Origin of the sequence: Bremerella sp. TYQ1 (genome assembly GCF_020150455.1) — a bacterium.
GTDB lineage: Bacteria > Planctomycetota > Planctomycetia > Pirellulales > Pirellulaceae > Bremerella > Bremerella volcania_A.
This window is the reverse complement of record NZ_CP083740.1, coordinates 2442234-2463110: the sequence shown is the minus strand read 5'-3', so window position 1 is coordinate 2463110 and position 20877 is coordinate 2442234. Positions and strand designations below refer to the sequence as shown.

The window sequence follows — 20877 nt, the reverse complement described above, 5'->3', positions numbered from 1 at the left end:
GGGGAAGATGCAGGGATGGTTCTAGAGGATTTGCTTGATCTTCGGTAGGATGTGAACATGACAACGACTCCGCCAGAAGAATCGCAAACCGACGCCATTGATGTCCAGCCGGATCAGTTCCGAGTGCTGGTCGTCGATAACGATAAAGCTCATGCCATGACGATGGCGGAGAGCCTGGAACGTGTTGGTTTTGTCTGTACTGTTGCAACGAGTGGCCCTGAAGGGGCTGACAAGATTTTGGCCGAGCCGTTCGAGATTATCATTACCGACTTGGTGATGAACGATGTCGACGGAATGGGCATTCTGCAGATTGCCAAAGAGAACCGGCCGAACTGTGAAGTAATCGTCGTGACAGGACACGCGACGGTTTCGATTGCGGTCGAGGCGATGCAGAATGAGGCGATCAATTTTCTCGAAAAGCCTCTGACTCCCGATAAGCTGAGAGCCGCGGCGTTGAAAGCGGCGGAAACGATTCAGCTCAAACGCCAAAATTCGGAACTGATGCGAAGGCTCGACGAGAAGTTCGGCTTTGAAGGCTTGATCTACTCGAGCAGCAAAATGCGCCAAGTCGTCCAGCGGCTGCAGCGTATCGCTCCCACTGATGCGAGCGTGCTTATCCTGGGTGAAACAGGAACAGGGAAAGAAGTCGTTGCTCAGGCCATACATCAAAACAGTCCACGAAAGAAGAAGCCATTTGTCCCACTCAACTGTGCCGAGCTAAGCGAGCACCTTTTGGAAAGCGAGCTGTTTGGTCACGCCAAGGGAGCTTACACCGACGCGGCAAGCGAACGAATCGGTCGACTTGAATATGCCAACGGTGGCACGCTGTTTCTGGACGAAATCGGTGACATGCCGATGGCAACCCAGGTGAAGCTTTTACGCGTTCTTGAATCGGGCGAAATTACGAGGGTTGGCGAAAACAAGCCGATTCGTATCAACGTTCGACTGCTTTCGGCAACCAATGCCGACTTGGAATCGGCGATTGCTGCGGGTACGTTTCGTTCCGACCTATATCACCGTCTCCGAATTGTGACCGTGCAATTGCCGCCGCTGCGGGATCGCCCCGACGATATCCTGCCGTTGTTCGATCACTTCTTGAAACTGTTTTCTAAGAAGCATGACAAGAAGGTCCGGGGAATCGATCGAACCGTTTTTCAGCGATGCCTTGAATACGACTGGCCTGGCAATGTTCGCCAGCTGCGTAACTTTGCCGAAAGCATGGTGGTGCTGGATCTGGACGGTACGATTGGGCTCGACGATCTGCCGCCGGAATTGATTCAAGAAGGGGATGAACTCGTTCCACCCACCGACCCCAAGCCGGCCGTTTCAAGTAACGGAGAAGTCGCAAGCATGGTCGGGCAGCCGATCAGTGAAGTCGAAAAATGGCTGATTGGTGAGACGTTGAAGTCGACTGGGGGCAATCGTGAAGAGGCCGCCAAGATGCTAGGCATCGGCGAACGAACTCTGTATCGGAAGATTAAAGAATACGGACTGCGCGGCGACTGATCTCGTCTAGCCGAACCAACGGGAGTAGGCAGCGGATGCCGAAGATTCAACAGCTATCTGCAAGTGTCGTCAACAAAATCGCGGCAGGGGAAGTGATCGAACGCCCCGCGAGTGCCGTGAAAGAGTTGATGGAGAACTCGCTCGATGCCGGTTCGACGCGAATCGATGTTACCGTCGAACATGGTGGGACCGAACTGATTCGCATTGCGGACAACGGGTGTGGCGTCGCACCTGAGGACATAGCACTGACGATTGCCTCGCATGCGACTAGCAAGATTGGCAACGCAGACGATCTGTTTCACGTACAAACGCTGGGCTTTCGCGGTGAAGCTTTGGCTTCGATTTCCGAAGTGAGTCACTTTCTGCTGCGGAGTCGAACCCATGACGCCGATTGCGGTAGCGAAATGCTCGTGCATGGTGGTAGCGTTCAGGAAGCTCAACCGTGTGGCTGTCCGCCAGGTACGATCATCGAGATTCGCAACCTGTTCTACAACACGCCGGTTCGCAAGAAGTTCTTGAAAACCACCCAAACGGAATTCGGGCATATCAGCGAAGCGTTCACTCGCATGGCCCTGGCTCATCCGCATGTTCATTTCACATTGAAGCATGGCTCGCGTCAGGTTCATGATTTGCCGCCAAGTGCCGATTTGCGAGACCGCGTGCGTGTCTTTTTTGGGGAGGAAATCGCGGATCAGCTGATCGAAGTAGAAAGCGAAAACGATCGTGTCACGCTTCGTGGCTTTGTCGGCAATCCGCGTTTCAGCCGCAGCAATAACCGGATGCAGTACCTGTTTTTGAATGGACGGTTCATCAAAGACCGTGCGTTGCAGCATGCACTGGGGGAAGCTTACCGTGGATTGCTACTGACCGGCCGTTATCCGATTGCATTTCTCCGCATGGAAATGCCGCCGGAGATGGTCGACGTGAACGTGCATCCGACCAAGCTGGAAGTACGCTTTCAAGATAGTGGGCGAATCTACAGCCAACTTTTGGGAACGCTGCGAACCAAGTTCCTCACTAGCGATCTTGATGCAACGTATCGTCCGTCGAATGACGAATCGGCGGCGACCAATATGGATTCGCAAAAAGCGGAGAACCTAAGAGAAGAGTTGGTGGCCTGGGCGAAGGGGGCCGTCGATTCGGAAGGCTCGTCCACGAACGCGGCACCGCGTCGGCAAGCTGACTTCGACTTGGACTTTCGCTCGGATAATCACACGCCGCTTCAGCTGACGCCCATTAATCGTTCGGCCGTTGGTGCAGGTAGTTTGCCTCTTCCGCCCATTCCTAGCGGTGTTACTCCGGCTCATCTTCGCGACCAGGAAGATGCCGAGCCAGAAGAACAATCAGATGCTATTGCCGAAGAGACGCAAGGAGGTGGCATAGGTTTCCAGCAGCGGGCAATTCAGTTACACAATCGTTACCTGATCGCGGAAACTGACGAGGGAATGGCCGTCATCGATCAGCACGCGTTGCACGAACGCATTTTGTATGAAGAGCTACGCGAAAAGGCCTTAGCGCGTCGTCTGGAAGTGCAGAGGATGTTAGTCCCGGAAACGCTGAATCTTTCCGCCCAAGAGTTTGCGGCGGTGGAAGGGGCCACGGAAACACTCCAGCAAATTGGGATCGAGGTAGAAGCCTTCGGCGGGGACACCATCCTAATCCGAAGTTATCCGGCAATTCTCGGTCGCCGAAAGCCGGCGGAAATTGTCCGCGAAGTGGTCGATCAGCTACTTACCGAAGGCAAAAACCTGGAAAAACGGGATTTGCTGGACGAGTTGCTGCACATGATGTCGTGTAAAGCAGCCATCAAAGCGGGAGATCGGCTCTCAAGCGAAGAAATTGACGCTTTGCTTGAGCTTCGGCATTTGTGTCAAGATTCGCACCATTGTCCCCATGGTCGCCCTACCGCGTTGGTGTTCACGAAAGAGGAACTCGACCGGCGGTTCCAACGCACGTAAGATAGAAGGTTTGCTTTGCCCAGCGGAGTTCCTTTGGGCGCATTCAACCACCTCGATTATTGAGATCGTTGGACTTCGAGTTACACCCATGATCTGCGTCAGTATCGGCCGCGGCCGCCACAAACATGTTATCGCCGAGCACAAGCACCTCGTGGAGCAAGGGGCTGAGCTTTGCGAGCTTCGTCTTGACTACATCAACGGTACGATCAAGCTGAAGCGGCTGCTCGATAATCGCCCGAGCCCAGTCGTTATTACGCATCGACGTGAACGTGACGGTGGACGCTATGCTGGCGACGAACAGGAACGCCAATTGGTGCTGCGGACAGCAATCGCGGAAGGGGCAGACTATGTTGATATCGAAGAAGATATCGCTGCATCTATTCCGCGATATGGCAAGACCAAGCGGATCATCAGCTACCACAACTTCCGGGAAACGCCGATAGATCTTGAAGGGCTGCATAAACGGATGCAGCAGATGGACCCTGACATTATCAAGATCGCCACGATGGCGAATTCTCCGCAGGACAACGTGCGAATTTTAGAGCTCGCGCGAAACAGTGAAATTCCCACGATTGGACTGTGCATGGGAGATATGGGAATGCCGTCACGCATTCTCGGTGGACGATTCGGTTGTCCTTTCACTTACGCAACCAGTTCCAATGAGCGGACGTTGGCACCGGGGCAGATTGGATTTCGCCAGATGATCGATCTCTATCGGTATGAAGACATTACCGACGAGACCGAATTGTTTGGCGTCGTGGCAGACCCTGTCGGTCACAGCTTGAGTCCTCACTTGCACAACGCAGCTTTCAGCGAACAGGGGATGGAGCGGCGTTATCTTCCATTTCGTGTTCCTCGAGAGCACTTAACCATGTTCTTGAACGAGGTCTGTCCTCGTTTAGGCGTGAAAGGCTTGAGCGTAACGATTCCTCATAAAGAAGCAGCGGTTAAGTTCTTGAAGCGTCCTGATGACGCCGTCAAAGGCATTGGTGCGACGAATACCATCATCTTCGACCAGCAGGGCCCTTCTGGTTTCAATACCGATTGTGACGCTGCGATGGAAAGCATCGATACAATGCTCCCCGCTGAGCGTCAGGGAGGATCGCTAGAGGGGATGAAGGTGCTAATGCTCGGCACTGGAGGCGTCGCTCGAGGTTTGGTCTGGTCTTTAATTCAACGCAAAGCCGACGTCGTTATTACCGGTCGAACCTTGGAGAATGCCCAGGAGCTGGCAGCTCACTTCAAATGCCGCTCGATTCATTGGGAAGACCGAGGATCTGTTCAGCCTGACATTCTTATTAACGGAACGCCGGTCGGTATGCATCCGAATGTCAACGAGTCTCCTTTCGAGAAGCGTTGGATCAAACCAAGCATGCTTGTCTTCGATACCGTGTACAATCCTGAGCAGACGTTGCTGATCAAAGAGGCTCGCGCCGTCGGTGCGAAAGTCGTGACGGGTGTCGAAATGTTCGTTCGGCAAGCGGCTCTGCAATTCAAGCACTTTACCGGTATCGAAACGTCGCGCGACTTGATGCGTAGCACACTAAAACGATTGACCGGGGCGGTCCGTACGAACTAGGTGGACCGAACGTAATGAACCTAGCACTGATTGGTTACCGCGGGACCGGCAAGTCGCATGTCGCACGGCTACTCGCCGAGCAATTGAATTGGCCAATGGTCGATGCAGATATCTACGTCGAGCAGCAGGCTGGCAAAACGATCGCCGAGATCTTTTCCGAGAACGGTGAATCGGGATTCCGAGATCTGGAGTCACGAGCTCTCGAGCAACTGACCCATGACTCGCGGCAGATTTTATCGCTCGGAGGGGGAGTCGTTTTGCGGGAAGACAATCGGAAGCGAATCGCTGATCATTGCTTCACGGTCTGGCTAACGGCTTCTCCATCGGAAATTGTGCGTAGGCTTTCACTTGATGCTTCGACAGAAGCACGTCGTCCAAGTTTGACTGGAAAGTCGACTTGTGATGAAGTCGAAGAGGTCTTGACCGCTCGCCTGCCGCTCTACCAGCAATGTGCCGACATCACGATCGATACCGCTGGTCTGACGCCTGATCAAGTAACTCAATCGGTTCTGTCCCAACTACCTGCGTCCTTAGTCGAGAAAGAGTAGCAACGTGGATTGGTGGGCAAACGCTATTGCGGCTTGGGTTGGACTGTCTCTTTCGGTACGGCTCATTATTCTCTTTTTGATTGGGGCGGTCGTTGGTGGCCAATTGAATCGGGCCATTTATCGATGGACATGGGTTCCCAAGAATATCGATCCTTGGTCCAAATCTCATCCTGATGTGCCCCCAAGAACCTTCTTCGATAAAGTACCGATCTTCGGTTGGTTTGGGCTCGCTCGTGAGAGTAACGTTCATGGTACCGCCCACTGGGTACAGCCGATGTTGATTGAGTTGGGCTGTGGATTCTTTTTCGCTTGGTATTATCACTGGGTAATCGGGGGAGAATTGGCTCCCGTCACGATCAGTGTGCCGATGACCGCTGCCGCTTTGCACGCACTCTATCTCCAACATGTCGTCCTGGTCAGCTTTATGGTGATCGCGACTTTTGTTGACTTCGACTCGCGAACCATACCAGACTATGTCACTGTGCCGGGGTTTCTGATTGCTCTGGGGCTTTGCTGGGTGCTTCCCTTTGTTGGCTTGCCGATACCCAACGGACCGCCGTTTTTCGGGCTCGCATCCGTTGGTAGTGAGATAGAAGCCATTCCGCTTCATGCGGCCGCGTTGCAAGCGTGGCCGGAGGCGTGGAATGGAAGTGCTGCGTTTGCTGTCGGCATTTTGCTGGCCATCGGTTGGTGGTTTGCCCTTTGTCCGAAGCTGATCTGGTTTCGAGGTGGCGTCGGAAAGTTCTTTCGGTACTTGGTCGCAAGTTTCGTTCGGTATTCGCTGAACTGGTTTTATCTTGGCATGCTCGTGTTGTTGGTGGCATTTGTCACCGCGGCATGGCTGTGGGGAGGGGCGGCCGTATGGCAGTCTGTCTTTTCGGCGTTGCTGGGGATGGCGTTTGCCGGGCTATTGATTTGGTTGGTGCGTTTCTTTGCGAGCTTGGCCATGGGGCAAGAGGCGATGGGGTTCGGTGATGTGACGTTGATGTGCATGATCGGCGCCTACATCGGTTGGCAGCCGGTGATGGTGATCTTCTTCCTCGCGCCGTTCATCGCCTGCGTTTTCGCTGTCGTGAACTATCTTTTGACCGGAGATGCTTACCTGGCCTACGGGCCGTATCTGTGTATCGGTACTCTGGTCTCCATGATTTTCTGGGGACGTCTTTGGCAGCAATATGGGCCACTTCTTAGCTTGGGACCTTGGCTTCCAGCGTTGTTTCTCGCGTTGCCGGTGGTGCTTGGTGGAATGTTAATGGCTTGGGTCTGGATCAAGTTCACGTTCATTTATCCGGATGAAGCGTAAACCGAATAATCGTTAAATGCAGACCATTAATGGTGAGCTATCCTTTCGACAAGGAACTCACGCATGCTTTGGTTTGAATCGATCGACAATCTAAACGATGCCCAGGAACTCGTCCGCCGGCGGCGGTATGGCGTTATCGAAATAGAGTCCGGCGAATTTCGGCGTTTGTCGTTTCGACCCTGGCCGAAGCTAATTTCACGTATTGAGATCGAAACGTTGGGAAGATGGAAACACGCGGCAGCCGGGGATCGGTGCCGGCTGTTTTATAATTTCCCATTCAGTGCTCCCGGCTTTTTAAGTTTGGCGTACGTCGAATCGACACGACAGACGAGTTGGAAAACACTTCGGCGTAGCTTGGAAGTGTTGGACTGGATCGCCCAAATTCGTCGGGCCAATGCCAATGTTTGCGAGCTATCGAACGAAAAAATCTCTCAGCGAGCAATGGAGCGTGTTGGGTGGGAAGTTCACTGTGAACATCTGTCAGGGCGACATTTCATCAAGCGATTCTATGGCGAGTACCCGCAACATGCATGGTTGCCGGAAGTGATCGATCCGTATGCTGAGTTATTAGATAGGCTGACGCAGGAGGGGCTTTCGAGTCACCCTTTGCACGCGAACGTTGAAATCGATCTTGTCGATGATCGGGTGGGTTGTTAATATCCGCCGCAATTCCCAGTTTTGCCTCAAGTTTATCCGGCCCTTTGTCGACACGGCCTGCCATGTTCCGTTTTTGCTGTTTGACCATCGTCTCGCTAGCACTCGCTGGCTTGGGCTGCAATCAAAATGCAGCCTGGCGTCAGCAGCAGGTGCTTGCACAACAGCAAACCCAGGCTCAAATCGCCGAGTTCGAACGTCGAGCCTCCGGATTGGATGCGTCGAACCAAGATTTGCACTCGCAACTGGCTCAGGCTCAACAGCAGTCGAAGATCTTGCAAGACGAACTGAATCTCGTTCGTCGCCAATTAAACGACACAACCAGCCAGTTGGCTCAATCGCAAGAGATTGCTAAAGAACGCGAGCAAAAAGTCCAGACATTGATGGCTTCGACCCAATACCGGGGAGGGGCGGTTATTCGACCGAACAATAGTCTTACGGCCGAAATCAACAAGATTCAGATACCTGGAGTCACCGCACGTCAGGACGGAGATGTTCTTAGGATCGAGATTCCCGCGGACACGCTTTTCCAGCCAGGGACCAATTCGCTAACTGCTAACTCGGATGCGATTCTTTCCCAGGTTACCAGTACGCTACAGCGAGATTTCCCTCAGAATAAGATCGGTGTGGAAGGGCATACGGACAATCAGCCAGCGCGAGCTCCGTATACTTCCAGTCATCAACTTTCGGCCAGTATGGCTCAAACGGTGTTTGATCAGATGACTGGCCGATATGGTATGAATGCCGCTCGAATCGTCGTTGTGGGCCATGGTGCCAATCATCCTGTCGTCTCCAACGCGACCCCGGCCGGACAGCAGCGGAATCGCCGCGTTGATCTGGTTATCTACCCGCAGTCAGACGAATAGAGCTTCTTTGAGAGGCTTTCTCTACCGTCTAACGAAATGACGCAAAACGAATTACAATAGGGCGTAAGGGCGAACTTGTGCCCTGATTTAGTGTCCGCAGGTGAGAAGCTCTCCGTTTTTCGCCGATACGTCGTTGTTTTGCCTCGCATAAAGATTTGTTCGCCTGATGATCACGATCGTCGACTACCAAATGGGAAACCTCCGGAGTGTTCAAAAAGCCTTTGAGCGAACCGGGCACGAGGCACACATTACCAGCGACCCGAAGGAAATTGCCTCGGCGACGAAGTTAGTCCTGCCTGGCGTTGGGGCATGCGGCGATGCGGTCGACGAGCTGCGTCGACGCGATTTGGTTGGCCCGATCAAGGATCAGATTGAATCTGGAACGCCATTCCTCGGCATTTGTCTTGGTCTTCAGATGCTTTTCGATGTGAGCTACGAAGGTGGCGAGCACGAGGGGCTGGGGATTTTGCCTGGTAAAGTGGTCAAATTTGATCTTCCGCAGGGGTATAAAGTCCCACATATGGGATGGAATCAGGCAAACTTCGCGCATAAACCACCGATATTTGAGGGAATCGACGAGGGGACGAATTTCTACTTTGTGCACTCTTATTATGTGGTGCCTGAGAATGAAGAGATCGTCGCCATCACGGCCGATTATGGCGGCCCCTTCTGTGCGGCCGTTTGGAAAAACAATCTTTATGCGACTCAATTTCACCCTGAAAAGAGTCAACAAGCTGGGCTGACGGTATTGAAGAACTTTGCCCAGTTGGCGTAGATATCCCCCGCACTAACTTCATCTAGCGGCAGGAATTTTCTTGCTGTTTCTTAACCCATGTGAGATATTGCCAGAACGCCGAAGGGTTCGGCCGTTCGGCGGAGAAAGGGACCCACAATGCAGATTTGGCCGGCGATCGACCTACTTGGTGGCAATTGCGTGCGACTCCAACAGGGAGATTACAATCGCGAAACGGTCTACGGCGACGATCCTGCCGAGATGGCCAAGCGTTGGGTCGAGGAAGGGGCTGACTGTCTCCATCTGGTCGATTTGGATGGGGCCAAGGATGGAAGCCTGAAGAACCGCGACGCAATTTCCGCAATTGTTGCCGCGGTTGATATTCCCTGCGAAGTGGGCGGCGGAATTCGGGACGAGAAGACGATTCAAGAGCTGCTCGATCTCGGACTGGCTCGCCTGGTGATCGGTACTAAGGCCTTGCGTGAACCAGAATGGTTTGCTGCGATGTGTGAAAAGTTCCCCGAAAAGTTGGTGCTCGGAATCGATGCCAAAGAAGGTATGGTCGCTACCGATGGCTGGCTTGAAGTGAGCAGTACTTCGGCTGTCGATCTGGCTAAGACATACGAGCATTTGCCGATTGCTGCCCTGATCTATACCGATATCGCCACCGACGGCATGCTGGCTGGGCCGAATGTCGAAGCGATGCAGGCTATGAAGCAAGCGGTCAAGCTGCCAGTCGTCGCTTCGGGAGGAGTCACTTCGGTCGAAGACGTCAAAAATCTCGCGGCTGCAGGACTCGACGGAGCGATTGTCGGACGTTCTCTCTACGAAGGCCGATTAACCGTTCGCCAGGCGGTCGAAGCCTCTGGCAGTGTGAGGTAACCAGCGACCCATGCCTGAGCAAATGCTAAATCGAATGACGATTGCAAAACGCTCGGGCAACTCTCGACGTGTCCGGTTTAGCCTGGGCGCATTGATGCTCATGGTGACACTTTGCGGTGTCGCTTTTGGCGTGTGGGGGTACCATCGTCCGGCGCGAGCTCAAGTTACCTACGAAGTCATCGATCTCCCCCGTGCCGAATTGGATTCGTTAGGGGGCTCATGGAATCAATTTCCTGAGGGTCCATTCGCGTGGAAGTTGATCTCGGAATCAGAGCGAGAACAGCTGCGGAAGAGTTCCCCTAAGCCTCTTAAAGAGAAAAGCACTTTGGTAACGGAATGGCCTGCTGGAACTGCGCAGTCCATTACCTATTCTGATATCGAGCACTACGAATCCGATACTCACTCCAAGTTCATGCACCGCATTGGTTCGGCAGGCGGTTTCATCGGAGTCAGAAAAGCTGGCGGCAAACTTCAGCTGCGCATTTTCTTTAACGCCAGCTCGATGAAGGATGACCGCGATAGCTGGGTACAAAATCAGAAGAGTGTCACCCACGAATTGCACGACAGATTTGTGTACGAGGGACAAGCCCCGAAAGGCTACCTGGTCGTCGCGGCACCACTGGGCCCTGATCATTACCACTCTTTTTTGTTTCACGTAGAAGAAGTTCAAAAGTCACCATCAAAGAGCAATACTCCTAATGGTAAACAGCCAACGTTCGTTGGTGAGACTAATGAAGGAGCAGGGAGTTCGGACAAACGATAACTAGACACTGAAATTCGCTTTCAGCAGCCATAGACAAATCACCCACGGAGAAGAGGTTCCCCGTGGCATTCCCCACGTGGGACAACCCTTTTCTCGTGTCAATTCCGAGCACGAAAGGAGTTTAGTTATGGCAAGTTGTGTTTCAGAGACCGTCCGCGATATTGTTTTATGCGGTCATGGCTCGACAGGGAAAACGAGCCTGATCGACCGCCTACTCGAGACAACTCATGCGGTGGACGGAACTCACAGTGTGGACGATGGAACGAGCGTTTGCGACTTCGAGCCAGAGGAAAAGGCTCACCATCTTTCGATCGAGGCGACTCTCGCCCACTTTCAGCATCAAGGCCTGCGTTTCAACGTGATTGATGCTCCTGGCTACCCTGATTTCATCGGGCAAACGATCTCTGCGATGCGAGGCGCCGATACGGCCATGATCGTGATTGATGCCCACGCCGGAATCGCCGTTAACACGCGGCGCGTATTCCAAGAGGCGGAAAAAGCAGGTATTGGCCGGATGATTGTCGTCAACAAGATTGATACCGAGCATCTCGACTTTGCGTCGTTAATGCAGTCGATCCGAGAAACCTTTGGCCAAGCTTGCGTGCCGATCAGCTTCCCCAAGCTTGACGGCGATACCATCGTTGGCGTGGTCGATATCTTCGACGAAAAGGCAGACACGTCGAACACCCCTATCGATCCCGTTATCTATAAAGAATCGCTCGTCGAGGCGGTTATTGAATCTGACGAAGAATGGATGGAACGATACTTTGAAGGCGAAGTTCCCACGAATAACGACCTGAAAATGTTGATTCCCAAGGCCGTAGCAAACGGCACGTTGATTCCTGTCGTTTGTTGTAGCATCAAAAAGAAGGTGGGCATTTCAGAACTCTTAGACGCAATGGCCCTTTGTTCGCTGCCGCCGTCGATGATCCATCGAAAGGCGAAAAACGGGGATGGTTCAGAAATCGAACTGCTTGGGGATCCTGATGGACCGCTTGCTGCCCAGGTATTCCAAACGAGAATCGACCCATTCGTTCAAAAGCTCAGTTACATTCGTGTCTACAATGGAACGTTGCGAAAGGACATGACGTTACCAGGCACCAACGGTCGCAAAGGGTTACGAATTGGTCAACTTCTCGATGTCCAGGCGAACCGCCTCGAGCCGATCGATCAAGCGGGACCAGGCGACATTGTTGCGGTCGCCAAAATGGATCAACTCCATACAGGCACGAACGAAGGGGAAGTGGAACTTCCCAACATCGATTTTCCACAGCCCATGGTCGGAATTGCAATTCGTCCGAAGAGTCGAAATGACGAAGCGAAGCTTAGCGTAGCATTGCATAAGTTGGTCGAAGAAGATCCAACGATTCAGATCGAACACGACGAAGAAACGCACGAGCTAGTGCTTCGGGGAATGAGTGAGCTCCATTTGTCACTAATTCAAGAGAGGCTTGCCCGACGCGATCATTTGGAAATCGAGACTTACGAACCGCGAATTCCGTTCCGAGAATCGATTACTTACCCGGCTGAAGGGGCCTATCGTCATAAGAAACAGTCTGGCGGGCGAGGGCAATTTGGTGAAGTCCATATCCGTGTGCAGTCGCTACCGCAAGGAACTGATATTTCCGAGTTTGCTACGAAGGCGAACTTCCCCAGCCTGAAGCACGTCCACTATTTCGAGGCGATGAATTTTCTTTGGATTGATTCCATTGTCGGAGCATCGATCCCCGGAAACTTTATGCCTGCTGTCGAGAAAGGATTGCTTGATCGTGTGCAAAGAGGCGTCCTGGCCGGATTTCCATTGCAAGATTTGTGTGTCGAAGTTCACTACGGAAAGCATCACCCCGTGGATAGTTCGGAGACCGCCTTCCGGATCGCAGCTTCGGCTGCTCTTCGCGAAGTATGCAAAAAAGCAGGGCCTCAGTTACTGGAACCGATGGTAGAAATGCACGTTACCGTGCCGGTGGATTGTGTCGGAGACGTTTACAGCGACATGGCAACACGACGCGGTCAGATTTCGGGGACTCAGGACGCGGGGCGCGACATGCAGACAGTCGTTTGTACTGCCCCTTTGGCAGAAACCTCGTCATACGCTCGAACATTATCGAGTCTGACAGGAGGGCAGGGGAGCTATAGCCTGAGCTTCTCACATTATGCTCCGATGCCAATGCATCTTCAGAATAAGTACAGCTATCACGTCGAGGAGGAAGAAGTGGGCTAGGTTTCCTAGTGCCCTGACCCCTGAACGGTGCTTGCCCTCGCTTTCAAGTTTGCGAAAATACGAAAGTGAGGGCATTTTTATTGATTGTTCGTATAAGGGTCAATTTGAGTGCCGATCACGTCGAAAACATTGGTGACGATTTGTCAGGCCGGGCATCCAAACCTTCAATACCCTGTGGAAAAGTCCATGCAACCGGCAAACTTGAACCGAACCATGCATCTGCTGGCTACCTGTTACTGTCGAACGTGCCTCTGTTGTTGCTAACTTCAGCAATTACTCGCACTTTGTGCGTTTCAACTGACGTCGAACAGTATCAATTCTCTCCGCCGGTTCGCCCCCCACTAAGGACACATGTTATGGCATCTGATGCACGCTTGAAGGAAGACCTGCCCACGCTGACTGATCGCATCGTCAGTACCTATCAAAAGATTGGAAAGATCAATCACCTCGGGCATTGCCCACTGCCTAACTATGACGTGGTGATCTCGGTCATCGAAGACGTCAAGGAAATCTTGTACCCTGGCTACCAACGCCGCGAGGGGCTTCACATGGGCAATATTACCTACCATGTGGGGGACTTGGTCGACGGTTTGCATGACAAGTTGACCAACCAGATCGCTAGAGCACTACGGCATGATGAACGCGTCAATGGTGGCGGTGATGCCTGTAATCCGGCAGAGGAAACGGACTACGAAGCCAAGGGGCAAGCGATGGCGATCGAGTTCCTGAACCGTATCCCTGACCTGCGCGAGATCCTGGCTACCGATATTCAAGCCGCTTACGATGGCGACCCTGCCTGCACCAACTTAGACGAAGTCATTTTCTGCTATCCCGGGCTCGAAGCGATCACCGTTTATCGCGTTGCGAACACGCTTTACAAACTGGGAGTACCGTTCATTCCCAGAATGATGACCGAATGGGCGCATAAGCAGACCGGCATCGATATTCACCCCGGTGCAACGATTGGAAGTTACTTCTTCATCGACCACGGAACCGGCGTGGTGATTGGTCAGACATGTGATATCGGCAAGCATGTAAAGCTTTACCAGGGGGTGACCCTTGGTGCGTTGTCGTTTGACACCGACAACGAAGGCAACATCGTCCGCGGCATGAAACGGCATCCGACGATTGAAGATCATGTCGTTATTTATGCTAACGCCACTGTACTTGGCGGGCGAACGGTAGTCGGCAATCATAGCGTGGTCGGATCGAGTGTTTGGTTAACGCGAAGTGTCGACCCCAATACGACTGTGTTGCTAGAAAAACCACGTCTGCGACTGCGTTCTGAAGCGGTCGAAGAATTGAAGCCCGAACTCAATTTTCAGATCTAACGTTGAGGCAGAAGGTTCTTCATCGGACGTACAAGTAGAAGTCCGATGAAGAGTAGCCAACTTATCGACGAGATAATCATTCCGGCTACGAACTCATTTGGCCAATAGGTGAGCACAATCTTTTTGTCGCCCCGCTTCACGGGAACTGCCATCAAGATACGATTGGCACGGTAGATAGAAACGTCGGAACGTTCCGTGTTTTTCGAGTCAACGATTTCGCACTGCCAACCAGGGTCGAAGTACTCGCGGAAGACGACCCAGCCTGGCTGACAATTGGTCAGATGCAATTCCAGTTGACCTGATCGAGTACGAATGAGTTTCGTTTCGATCTTAGCGCCGACAGGTGCTAACGGAGTTTGGGGGAGCGAATCGGTTTCTGTTTCAACAATCACCGGGAACTCCTTTGTGGATTCCCAAATGTAAGTGGTTGGCCAAACACGCCAGTCCGGACTGAGAAACGTGTGCGGATTGTCATCTTGCACCAGCTTCTCCAAAAGTGCCATGGTCATGTCGGTTTGTTCTTCAGGAGGCAACTCGTCGATAGCCCTATGCGAGTCCACACTGGGCTGCCACCATGCCGCTGGCCAAGCGCCGTGGGTTGTTTGCCAATCGATCCCATGCATATCGCGGAGGAACCTCATTACCTCAGGATCGGCTTTCGCGAGGTTCCAAACCGTCTCGTAATCTCTCGGAGTAATGCTGACAACCGAAGGAGCAAAACGGATGGTCTCAATCAAGTGGAAGCGAGGGTAGTAATTCGCCCTGTCATGCTTGAGTCCTTCCACCATGCGATCATTCGATCCAGTTGTCGCGAAGTGAGGAGGGTAGGTGTTGTCGGACCGATCAAAGTAGTTTGCCGCACGAAAATGCCGTACTTCGAGCGGGATTGATGTCGAATCAAATCCAAGTGGTTGCCATATCTCTTGTGGTGCCGATTGGACGAGCCAAGCATTTCCAAACGTAAGTTCGATGGCAGTAACAACGACGATTGCCGTTTTTCGAAGATGCCGAGGGAGGATGCTCATGCAAACGACCCCAATCAGAATTGCTCCGCCTGCCGCCATAAGCCCCGTCCCCATTTGGAAGAAACCAGTCGTCGAATCGAGCGGCCCGAATAGAGGATCATTCGGGGTAGGTGGGAGAAGATCACTTAGCGAAGACGAGAAGATGACACCCAGCAAACCGGCAACCATAAACAGGAAAGTCAATAGCGCGGATACGCTTCCGAGAGAACGGTTGATTCGCAGGTGATCGAGTCCTCTCGCTGCTAACAGCGATAGCGCGAACGAGACGAAGATCCACCATTTGGCCGGATACCGAAACTGAGCATACTTTGGGATCAACATATTCATCGCCCAGTACAATCCACCCAATGGTGAGCCGACCGGAAGTGAATCGGAATCTTGACCGGTCGCGTGAGCGATTTCAACCAAGATCCAACCTAGGCCATACCAGCCGAGACTGGCAATGAGTCCAAACAACCCCATCAAGATGATCCAGCGATCGAGTCTTCGACGACAACCGTAGATAAAAGCGTACAATGCCAAAAATGTTGCGATGGTTCCCATGAAAAGCGAGGGAAACCAAACCCGTCCTTCTGCTGGAATGGCTCGTATCCAGCGTTCATTCCGCGGGTACAATTTGCCACTAAAATTCGCGATGAAGACGTTCGGCCAGTTCCAAGGGCCGATGCTGAAATCGTAGCTGTGTATCGCGTGCGTATGCGCTTTGGGTTGTCCCAACAACGCTGACGGATCTTTATTGGGTTGAGTAGCCCACTCGAAAATGTTTCGCGGGGTATCGCTCGTCGAGCGAAGGCTTCTTGAGGCCCATTGCTGAGTTGGCAGGATTTGAACGGCCGCCAATCCAGCGGCGAATGCAGCGGCAATGATTAACGAACCCACTCGAAAGGCACGCCATTGCCACCAAGCCCTCCAGTCCACACGCCTCCAAGGCAGGACGAAGCCTATCGCCGCAATCGTCAGCATCATCATGGTGTGAAATGCAAGTTGTGGATCACCACCCAGCACCATCATCGATAATGAAAACGCTAGTCCAGTCCCTGAATGCAGGGCAGGGCGGCGAGCCAATTGCCAGCCCCAGAAGAGCGCTAAGGGCAACCATGATGCTCCCACGAGAAAGATGATGTTCGCATGATAGCTCAGCGTCGGGCCGCCGTACGCGTATGCCGTGGCGGCAAGGATGGAAGCAATCGTTGAGCAATTCCATTTCCTCGCAACGAAGTAGATGCTTCCGTATGCCAATGCCAGATGGAGAACTACGTAGAGCCGCATGCCAAAATCGAAACCGAGCGGCGTCAGCAAAAGAACTTTGCCGGGATAGAAAACACTAGGAGTTGCATCAGCTGCCAAAGGCATGCCCAGGCCATCCCAGGGTGACCAAAGCGGGATTTCACCAGTTTTCCATTGCCGGGTGACTTCATGAAAAAGAGGGTAATAGAAATGAGCCGCATCACGAAACAGAAACTGTTCTTCTGATACAAACGCTTCGCCGAAGAAAATGATCGACAAGAGCAGAAACGGCAAAGCGATTCCCAGGCATTTGATTAAACGCTGGAGTGGATGGACGTGTGATCGAGATGGTAGAGCGTTGGAGTTCACGCTCTCGATGCTAATAAGAGGACGCCCGCTTGGCAACTTTAAGAGAGCCGACTAGTTGGTGTTCAGTAGCTGTTCGTAAAGCTCGCGAAGTTCATCCTTGAGTAAATCACAACGCGCGGTGATCACAACCGTCGGTTCCTCCCCTTTGGCCAAGACAGATCGACTCTGCTGCAGCGACTGGAGAACCGCATCGTCGTATGGCATGAGCGAAACAGGCTCGTTGCCTAGGATCGAGGAATTCGGTTGCATCAAATCTATTCTTCCAATGATTGGGGATTCTCACCAGATCAGGCAGATCGTCGATGAGTTTGAGTGTATATTTCTTTGCGCTGTATCTTAAGTTGAATATCTCGTAGCAGGCGGTGTACGCGTTCGATGCCGTCCGTTCCCTGCCCATCGGTTGCCGTCCACCGCATAGCTACCGGGGGAGTCGACTCTGACGAGTGTGCATCGCTTGGTTGGGCTGCGGGAACTGAGGCTGCTTTCTGAAAATGAAATTCGTAAGGACCGCAGCGAATACGATCGCCGTTCTCCAGGCGTGTGGCAACAACATCCTCCGCATTCACCGTTAGGACTGGCTCGTCGGCTAAGCAGCGAAGCCGATAGCCGTCGTGGGTACGGAGGATATACGCAAATAGTTCGGGAAATTGATCGTCGCCAAGGACTAAGTCGCAGTCATGGCCAGATCCCAAAGTAAACACAGGTGAATCGATCGATCGCAGCGGTTCTGATACGCAGCCGCGAGAAATGATTAAGCTCACCTCTGAATGCCGATTGGATTGTGCCTGGTTCAGTCTGGAGGCTCCAAGACTTGGTTGTTGTCCCATGCCGATTCTACCTTCGCCTGCGAAACTCTCGCGAATGGACGTTGCCTTCGCTACTTTCGAATGATCGACCAGCGGAGGATAAGATTTCGCAAGGAAATGCCAGCGAGACGTTGCTTTTCGTGCAGACGTTACCAGCGGTGGCGTTTCGGTAAGATAGACAATCTGCTGGCTGGCAAAATTGCGGTCGAAACGCATAAGAGTGATAGCACCAATGGCAAACGCCGGTGCTATCAAATAGTATCCGTGGCTGCGTTTAAGTTACTTGGCAGCTCGTTTGGCAGCTCGAATTTGATTTCGAGCCTGCTCGATATTGCGAGACTTAATTACAGCCAGTTCGTCGGTTGGTGCCGGAGCGTTGGAAGCTTCTTTGAGCTGCTTCTCGGCCTGCTCGACATCTACTTCATTGGAAGGGATCGCCTTCCCCGTCAAAATATTGACTTCGTTGTTGGAGATCTGAACAAACCCGCCATCAACGTACAGACGTTCTGTCTGACCGCCAGAGACGATTCGCATTTCGCCGTACCCAAGACGCCCGATAACCGGGGCATGGTTCTCGCCAATACCCATTTCGCCATCCGCAAGTGGGAGGGCGATGAAGTCGGCAGTTGTTTCCAGGGCGGTCTTTTCCGGCGTGACCACGATGCATTGAATGGAAGGCACAGATTAACCCTTCTCTTTGGCCATCTTCTTGGCTTGTTCTTCCGCCTGCTCGATCGAACCAACGTACATGAACGCCGATTCTGGCAGATGGTCCCACTTACCGTCGCAGATTTCTTCAAAGCTGCGAATGGTATCTTCCAGTGGCGTGATTTCACCAGGCTTACCGATGAACTTTTCAGCCACGAGGAACGGCTGCGACAAGAAGCGTTCGATTCGACGAGCACGATGGACAATGATTTTGTCCGATTCGCTCAATTCGTCGATACCGAGAATTGCGATGATGTCTTGCAATTCGCGATAACGCTGCAAAGTGGTCTGAACGCGTCGGGCAATGTTGTAGTGACGATCGCCCACATACTGTGGATCGAGAATTCGGCTGGACGATGCCAGTGGATCCACGGCAGGGTAAATACCCTTTTCCGAAATCGATCGTTCGAGATAAATGAACGCGTCCAACTGGCCGAAGGCTGTTGCAGGAGCAGGGTCAGTCGGATCGTCCGCAGGAACGTAAACGGCTTGAACCGAGGTGATAGCACCCTTCTTCGTCGAGGCAATTCGTTCTTGCAACGCACCCATCTCTGTTGCCAGCGTCGGCTGGTAACCCACCGCCGAAGGCATACGACCGAGGAGTGCGGATACTTCCGAACCTGCTTGTGAGAAACGGAAGATATTGTCGACGAACAGCAGCGTGTCTGTTCCAGTTGCATCGCGGAAATGTTCCGCCATTGTCAATGCGCTCATTGCCACGCGAAGACGAGCACCAGGTGGCTCATTCATCTGGCCGAACACCATGCAGGTTTGTTCGATCACGTAACGGCCAGTCGTACCGATTTCCGTTTCCTGCATTTCGAGCCAAAGGTCGGTACCTTCACGGGTACGTTCGCCCACACCAGCAAACACGGAGAAACCGCCGTGTGCGGATGCAATACGAGCGATCAACTCGGTGAGGATGACCGTCTTGCCGAGACCAGCACCACCGAACAGACCTGCTTTACCACCACGAACAAACGGCGTGAGAAGGTCGATCACCTTAATCCCGGTCTCGAAAACTTCCGTACTTGTCGAAAGTTCGTCGACTGCTGGGGCAGGGCGGTGAATGGGAAGGTAGTCTTCGGTTTCAACAGGGCCACGACCGTCGATCGGATCACCGGTAACGTTGAACACGCGTCCAAGGGTTGCTTTACCAACAGGAACCGAAATAGGCTTGCCTTGATCGACGCAGTCTAAGCCACGGATCAGACCGTCGGTGCTACCCAGGGCAACACAACGTACACGATTGCCACCGAGGTGTTGTTGGACTTCCCCGGTCAGGTTGATCGAGACGCCCTTGTAGTCGCCGGTCACCTTGACGGCGTTGTAGATCGCCGGCAGTTCGCCTTCGCTGAATTCAGCGTCAAAGGTCGAACCGATAACCTGGGTGATTTTTCCGACTTTCTGTTCGGTCGCAGTCGCCATATTTCTATTCTCGATGGAAATTCAGACCAATAGGTTTGGGGATTCGGGCTACGCGGAGGCTTGTTAGGAACTAGCCAAAGCTTCAACGCCGCCGATGATCTCCATAATTTCGTTGGTAATTCGACCCTGACGAGCACGGTTGTATTCGCGCGACAGGTACTTGATCAAATCGTTTGCGTTCTCGGTGGCTGCTTTCATCGCGACCATACGTGCGATCTGCTCGCAGACAGCCGAGTCAAGGAAACACTTGAACAGCTTGACTTTGAAGCTTGTCGGAACGACTTCTTCCAGGATGCTTTCCGCGGAAGGGATAAACTCGTACATCGACCCTGCCAATGCCGCATCTTCGCTTGCGTCGGAAGCACCCTCGAGGGCGCCTAGCGGAAGCAGCGTTTCCAGGGTGGGCTCTTGGCGAGCGCTGGAAATGAACTTCATGTAGGCAACGTCGAGACGGTCGATCTCGTGAGCTTGGAATGAGTCGAGGAGATCAACCGCAATTGGTTCAACTTCCTCGTACTTCGGCTTGTCTTCAAATTGAAGGTAGCTTTCGTCCGGAGTCAGTTTCTTCTGAATCCGGAAGATCGCGATCCCTTTCTTGCCGGAGATTCGCAGTTCGACTTCGTCGTATTCCTTTTGGAGTTCAGCGAGTCGAGGGAATGCAGCTCGGCAGATATTACCGTTGTAGCCACCGCACAAACCACGATTTGAAGTAAGGACGAGGAGTACGGCCTTCTTCTTGGTGTCTCGCTTTTCCAGCAGTGGATGCTCGAACTGTAGATCGGCTGCCGTCAGGTCTTTCACCAACTGCGTGATCCGCTGCGTGAACGCCGTTGCAGCAGAAGCTCGATCCATGGCCTGCTTGAAGCGGGCCGTGGCAATAAGCTCCATCGTTCGCGTAATCTTCTTGATGTTGCGAACCGACTTGCGGCGTTTGTCGAGGGTTCTTGGATTGGCCATAGTTTCTGGTAGC

At 52.9% G+C, this 20877-nt stretch carries 18 protein-coding genes; 12 read left to right on the top strand and 6 right to left on the bottom strand.

Annotated elements, in window-relative coordinates:
- Positions 1 to 57: 57 nt before the first annotated feature.
- The 12 genes from LA756_RS09485 (at position 58) to LA756_RS09430 (ending at position 14344) form a co-directional block, all read left to right on the top strand.
- Positions 58 to 1506 carry a sigma-54 dependent transcriptional regulator gene (locus LA756_RS09485; protein WP_224439633.1) on the top strand — a complete coding sequence of 483 codons (1449 nt, stop codon included), beginning with the start codon at positions 58 to 60 and terminating at the stop codon, positions 1504 to 1506.
- A gap of 35 nt (positions 1507 to 1541) precedes the next feature.
- Positions 1542 to 3464 carry a DNA mismatch repair endonuclease MutL gene (mutL, locus tag LA756_RS09480; protein WP_224439632.1) on the top strand — a complete coding sequence of 641 codons (1923 nt, stop codon included), beginning with the start codon at positions 1542 to 1544 and terminating at the stop codon, positions 3462 to 3464.
- A gap of 88 nt (positions 3465 to 3552) precedes the next feature.
- On the top strand, positions 3553 to 5043 hold the full coding sequence (gene aroE, locus LA756_RS09475) for a shikimate dehydrogenase (RefSeq protein ID WP_224439631.1): 1491 nt from the start codon (positions 3553 to 3555) through the stop codon (positions 5041 to 5043).
- Positions 5044 to 5057: 14 nt separating this feature from the next.
- Positions 5058 to 5591 (top strand): shikimate kinase, encoded by a 534-nt coding sequence (locus tag LA756_RS09470; protein ID WP_224439630.1) that lies wholly within the window; start codon positions 5058 to 5060, stop codon positions 5589 to 5591.
- Positions 5592 to 5595: 4 nt separating this feature from the next.
- Positions 5596 to 6894 (top strand): A24 family peptidase, encoded by a 1299-nt coding sequence (locus LA756_RS09465; RefSeq protein WP_224439629.1) that lies wholly within the window; start codon positions 5596 to 5598, stop codon positions 6892 to 6894.
- A gap of 63 nt (positions 6895 to 6957) precedes the next feature.
- A complete protein-coding gene (locus LA756_RS09460; protein ID WP_224439628.1) occupies positions 6958 to 7551 on the top strand; it encodes a hypothetical protein in 594 nt (197 codons plus the stop codon).
- Between the two features lie 62 nt (positions 7552 to 7613).
- The gene (locus LA756_RS09455; protein WP_224439627.1) at positions 7614 to 8414 is read left to right on the top strand and encodes an OmpA family protein; all 801 of its coding nucleotides are present in this window, start codon (positions 7614 to 7616) and stop codon (positions 8412 to 8414) included.
- Positions 8415 to 8580: 166 nt separating this feature from the next.
- Positions 8581 to 9189 carry an imidazole glycerol phosphate synthase subunit HisH gene (gene hisH, locus LA756_RS09450; protein ID WP_224439626.1) on the top strand — a complete coding sequence of 203 codons (609 nt, stop codon included), beginning with the start codon at positions 8581 to 8583 and terminating at the stop codon, positions 9187 to 9189.
- 117 nt (positions 9190 to 9306) lie between these two features.
- Positions 9307 to 10029 carry a 1-(5-phosphoribosyl)-5-[(5-phosphoribosylamino)methylideneamino]imidazole-4-carboxamide isomerase gene (gene hisA / locus LA756_RS09445; RefSeq protein ID WP_224439625.1) on the top strand — a complete coding sequence of 241 codons (723 nt, stop codon included), beginning with the start codon at positions 9307 to 9309 and terminating at the stop codon, positions 10027 to 10029.
- Positions 10030 to 10039: 10 nt separating this feature from the next.
- A complete protein-coding gene (locus LA756_RS09440) occupies positions 10040 to 10792 on the top strand; it encodes a hypothetical protein (RefSeq protein ID WP_224439624.1) in 753 nt (250 codons plus the stop codon).
- A 127-nt stretch (positions 10793 to 10919) separates the two neighbouring features.
- Positions 10920 to 13013, top strand: coding sequence for a translation factor GTPase family protein (locus tag LA756_RS09435; protein ID WP_224439623.1), 2094 nt, complete (start codon positions 10920 to 10922; stop codon positions 13011 to 13013).
- A gap of 356 nt (positions 13014 to 13369) precedes the next feature.
- A complete protein-coding gene (locus LA756_RS09430; RefSeq protein ID WP_224439622.1) occupies positions 13370 to 14344 on the top strand; it encodes a serine O-acetyltransferase in 975 nt (324 codons plus the stop codon).
- Here LA756_RS09430 and LA756_RS09425 read toward each other — a convergent pair.
- The 6 genes from LA756_RS09425 to atpG all read right to left on the bottom strand — a co-directional run bounded on the left by LA756_RS09425 (position 14341) and on the right by atpG (position 20864).
- Complete coding sequence (locus LA756_RS09425; protein ID WP_261362098.1) at positions 14341 to 16890, bottom strand: YfhO family protein; 2550 nt, start codon at positions 16888 to 16890, stop codon at positions 14341 to 14343. The two genes, LA756_RS09430 and LA756_RS09425, sit on opposite strands and share 4 nt — an antisense overlap.
- Before the next feature lie 126 nt (positions 16891 to 17016).
- The gene (locus tag LA756_RS09420; RefSeq protein ID WP_224439620.1) at positions 17017 to 17214 is read right to left on the bottom strand and encodes a hypothetical protein; all 198 of its coding nucleotides are present in this window, start codon (positions 17212 to 17214) and stop codon (positions 17017 to 17019) included.
- Between the two features lie 38 nt (positions 17215 to 17252).
- The gene (locus tag LA756_RS09415) at positions 17253 to 17726 is read right to left on the bottom strand and encodes an FHA domain-containing protein (RefSeq protein ID WP_224439619.1); all 474 of its coding nucleotides are present in this window, start codon (positions 17724 to 17726) and stop codon (positions 17253 to 17255) included.
- 324 nt (positions 17727 to 18050) lie between these two features.
- Entirely contained in the window at positions 18051 to 18452 is a 402-nt protein-coding gene (gene atpC, locus LA756_RS09410) for an ATP synthase F1 subunit epsilon (RefSeq protein WP_224439618.1), read from the bottom strand.
- Positions 18453 to 18455: 3 nt separating this feature from the next.
- The gene (gene atpD, locus LA756_RS09405) at positions 18456 to 19907 is read right to left on the bottom strand and encodes a F0F1 ATP synthase subunit beta (protein WP_224439617.1); all 1452 of its coding nucleotides are present in this window, start codon (positions 19905 to 19907) and stop codon (positions 18456 to 18458) included.
- A 63-nt stretch (positions 19908 to 19970) separates the two neighbouring features.
- Positions 19971 to 20864, bottom strand: a complete 894-nt coding sequence (gene atpG / locus LA756_RS09400) for an ATP synthase F1 subunit gamma (protein ID WP_224439616.1) — start codon at positions 20862 to 20864, stop codon at positions 19971 to 19973.
- Between the last annotated feature and the right edge of the window lie 13 nt (positions 20865 to 20877).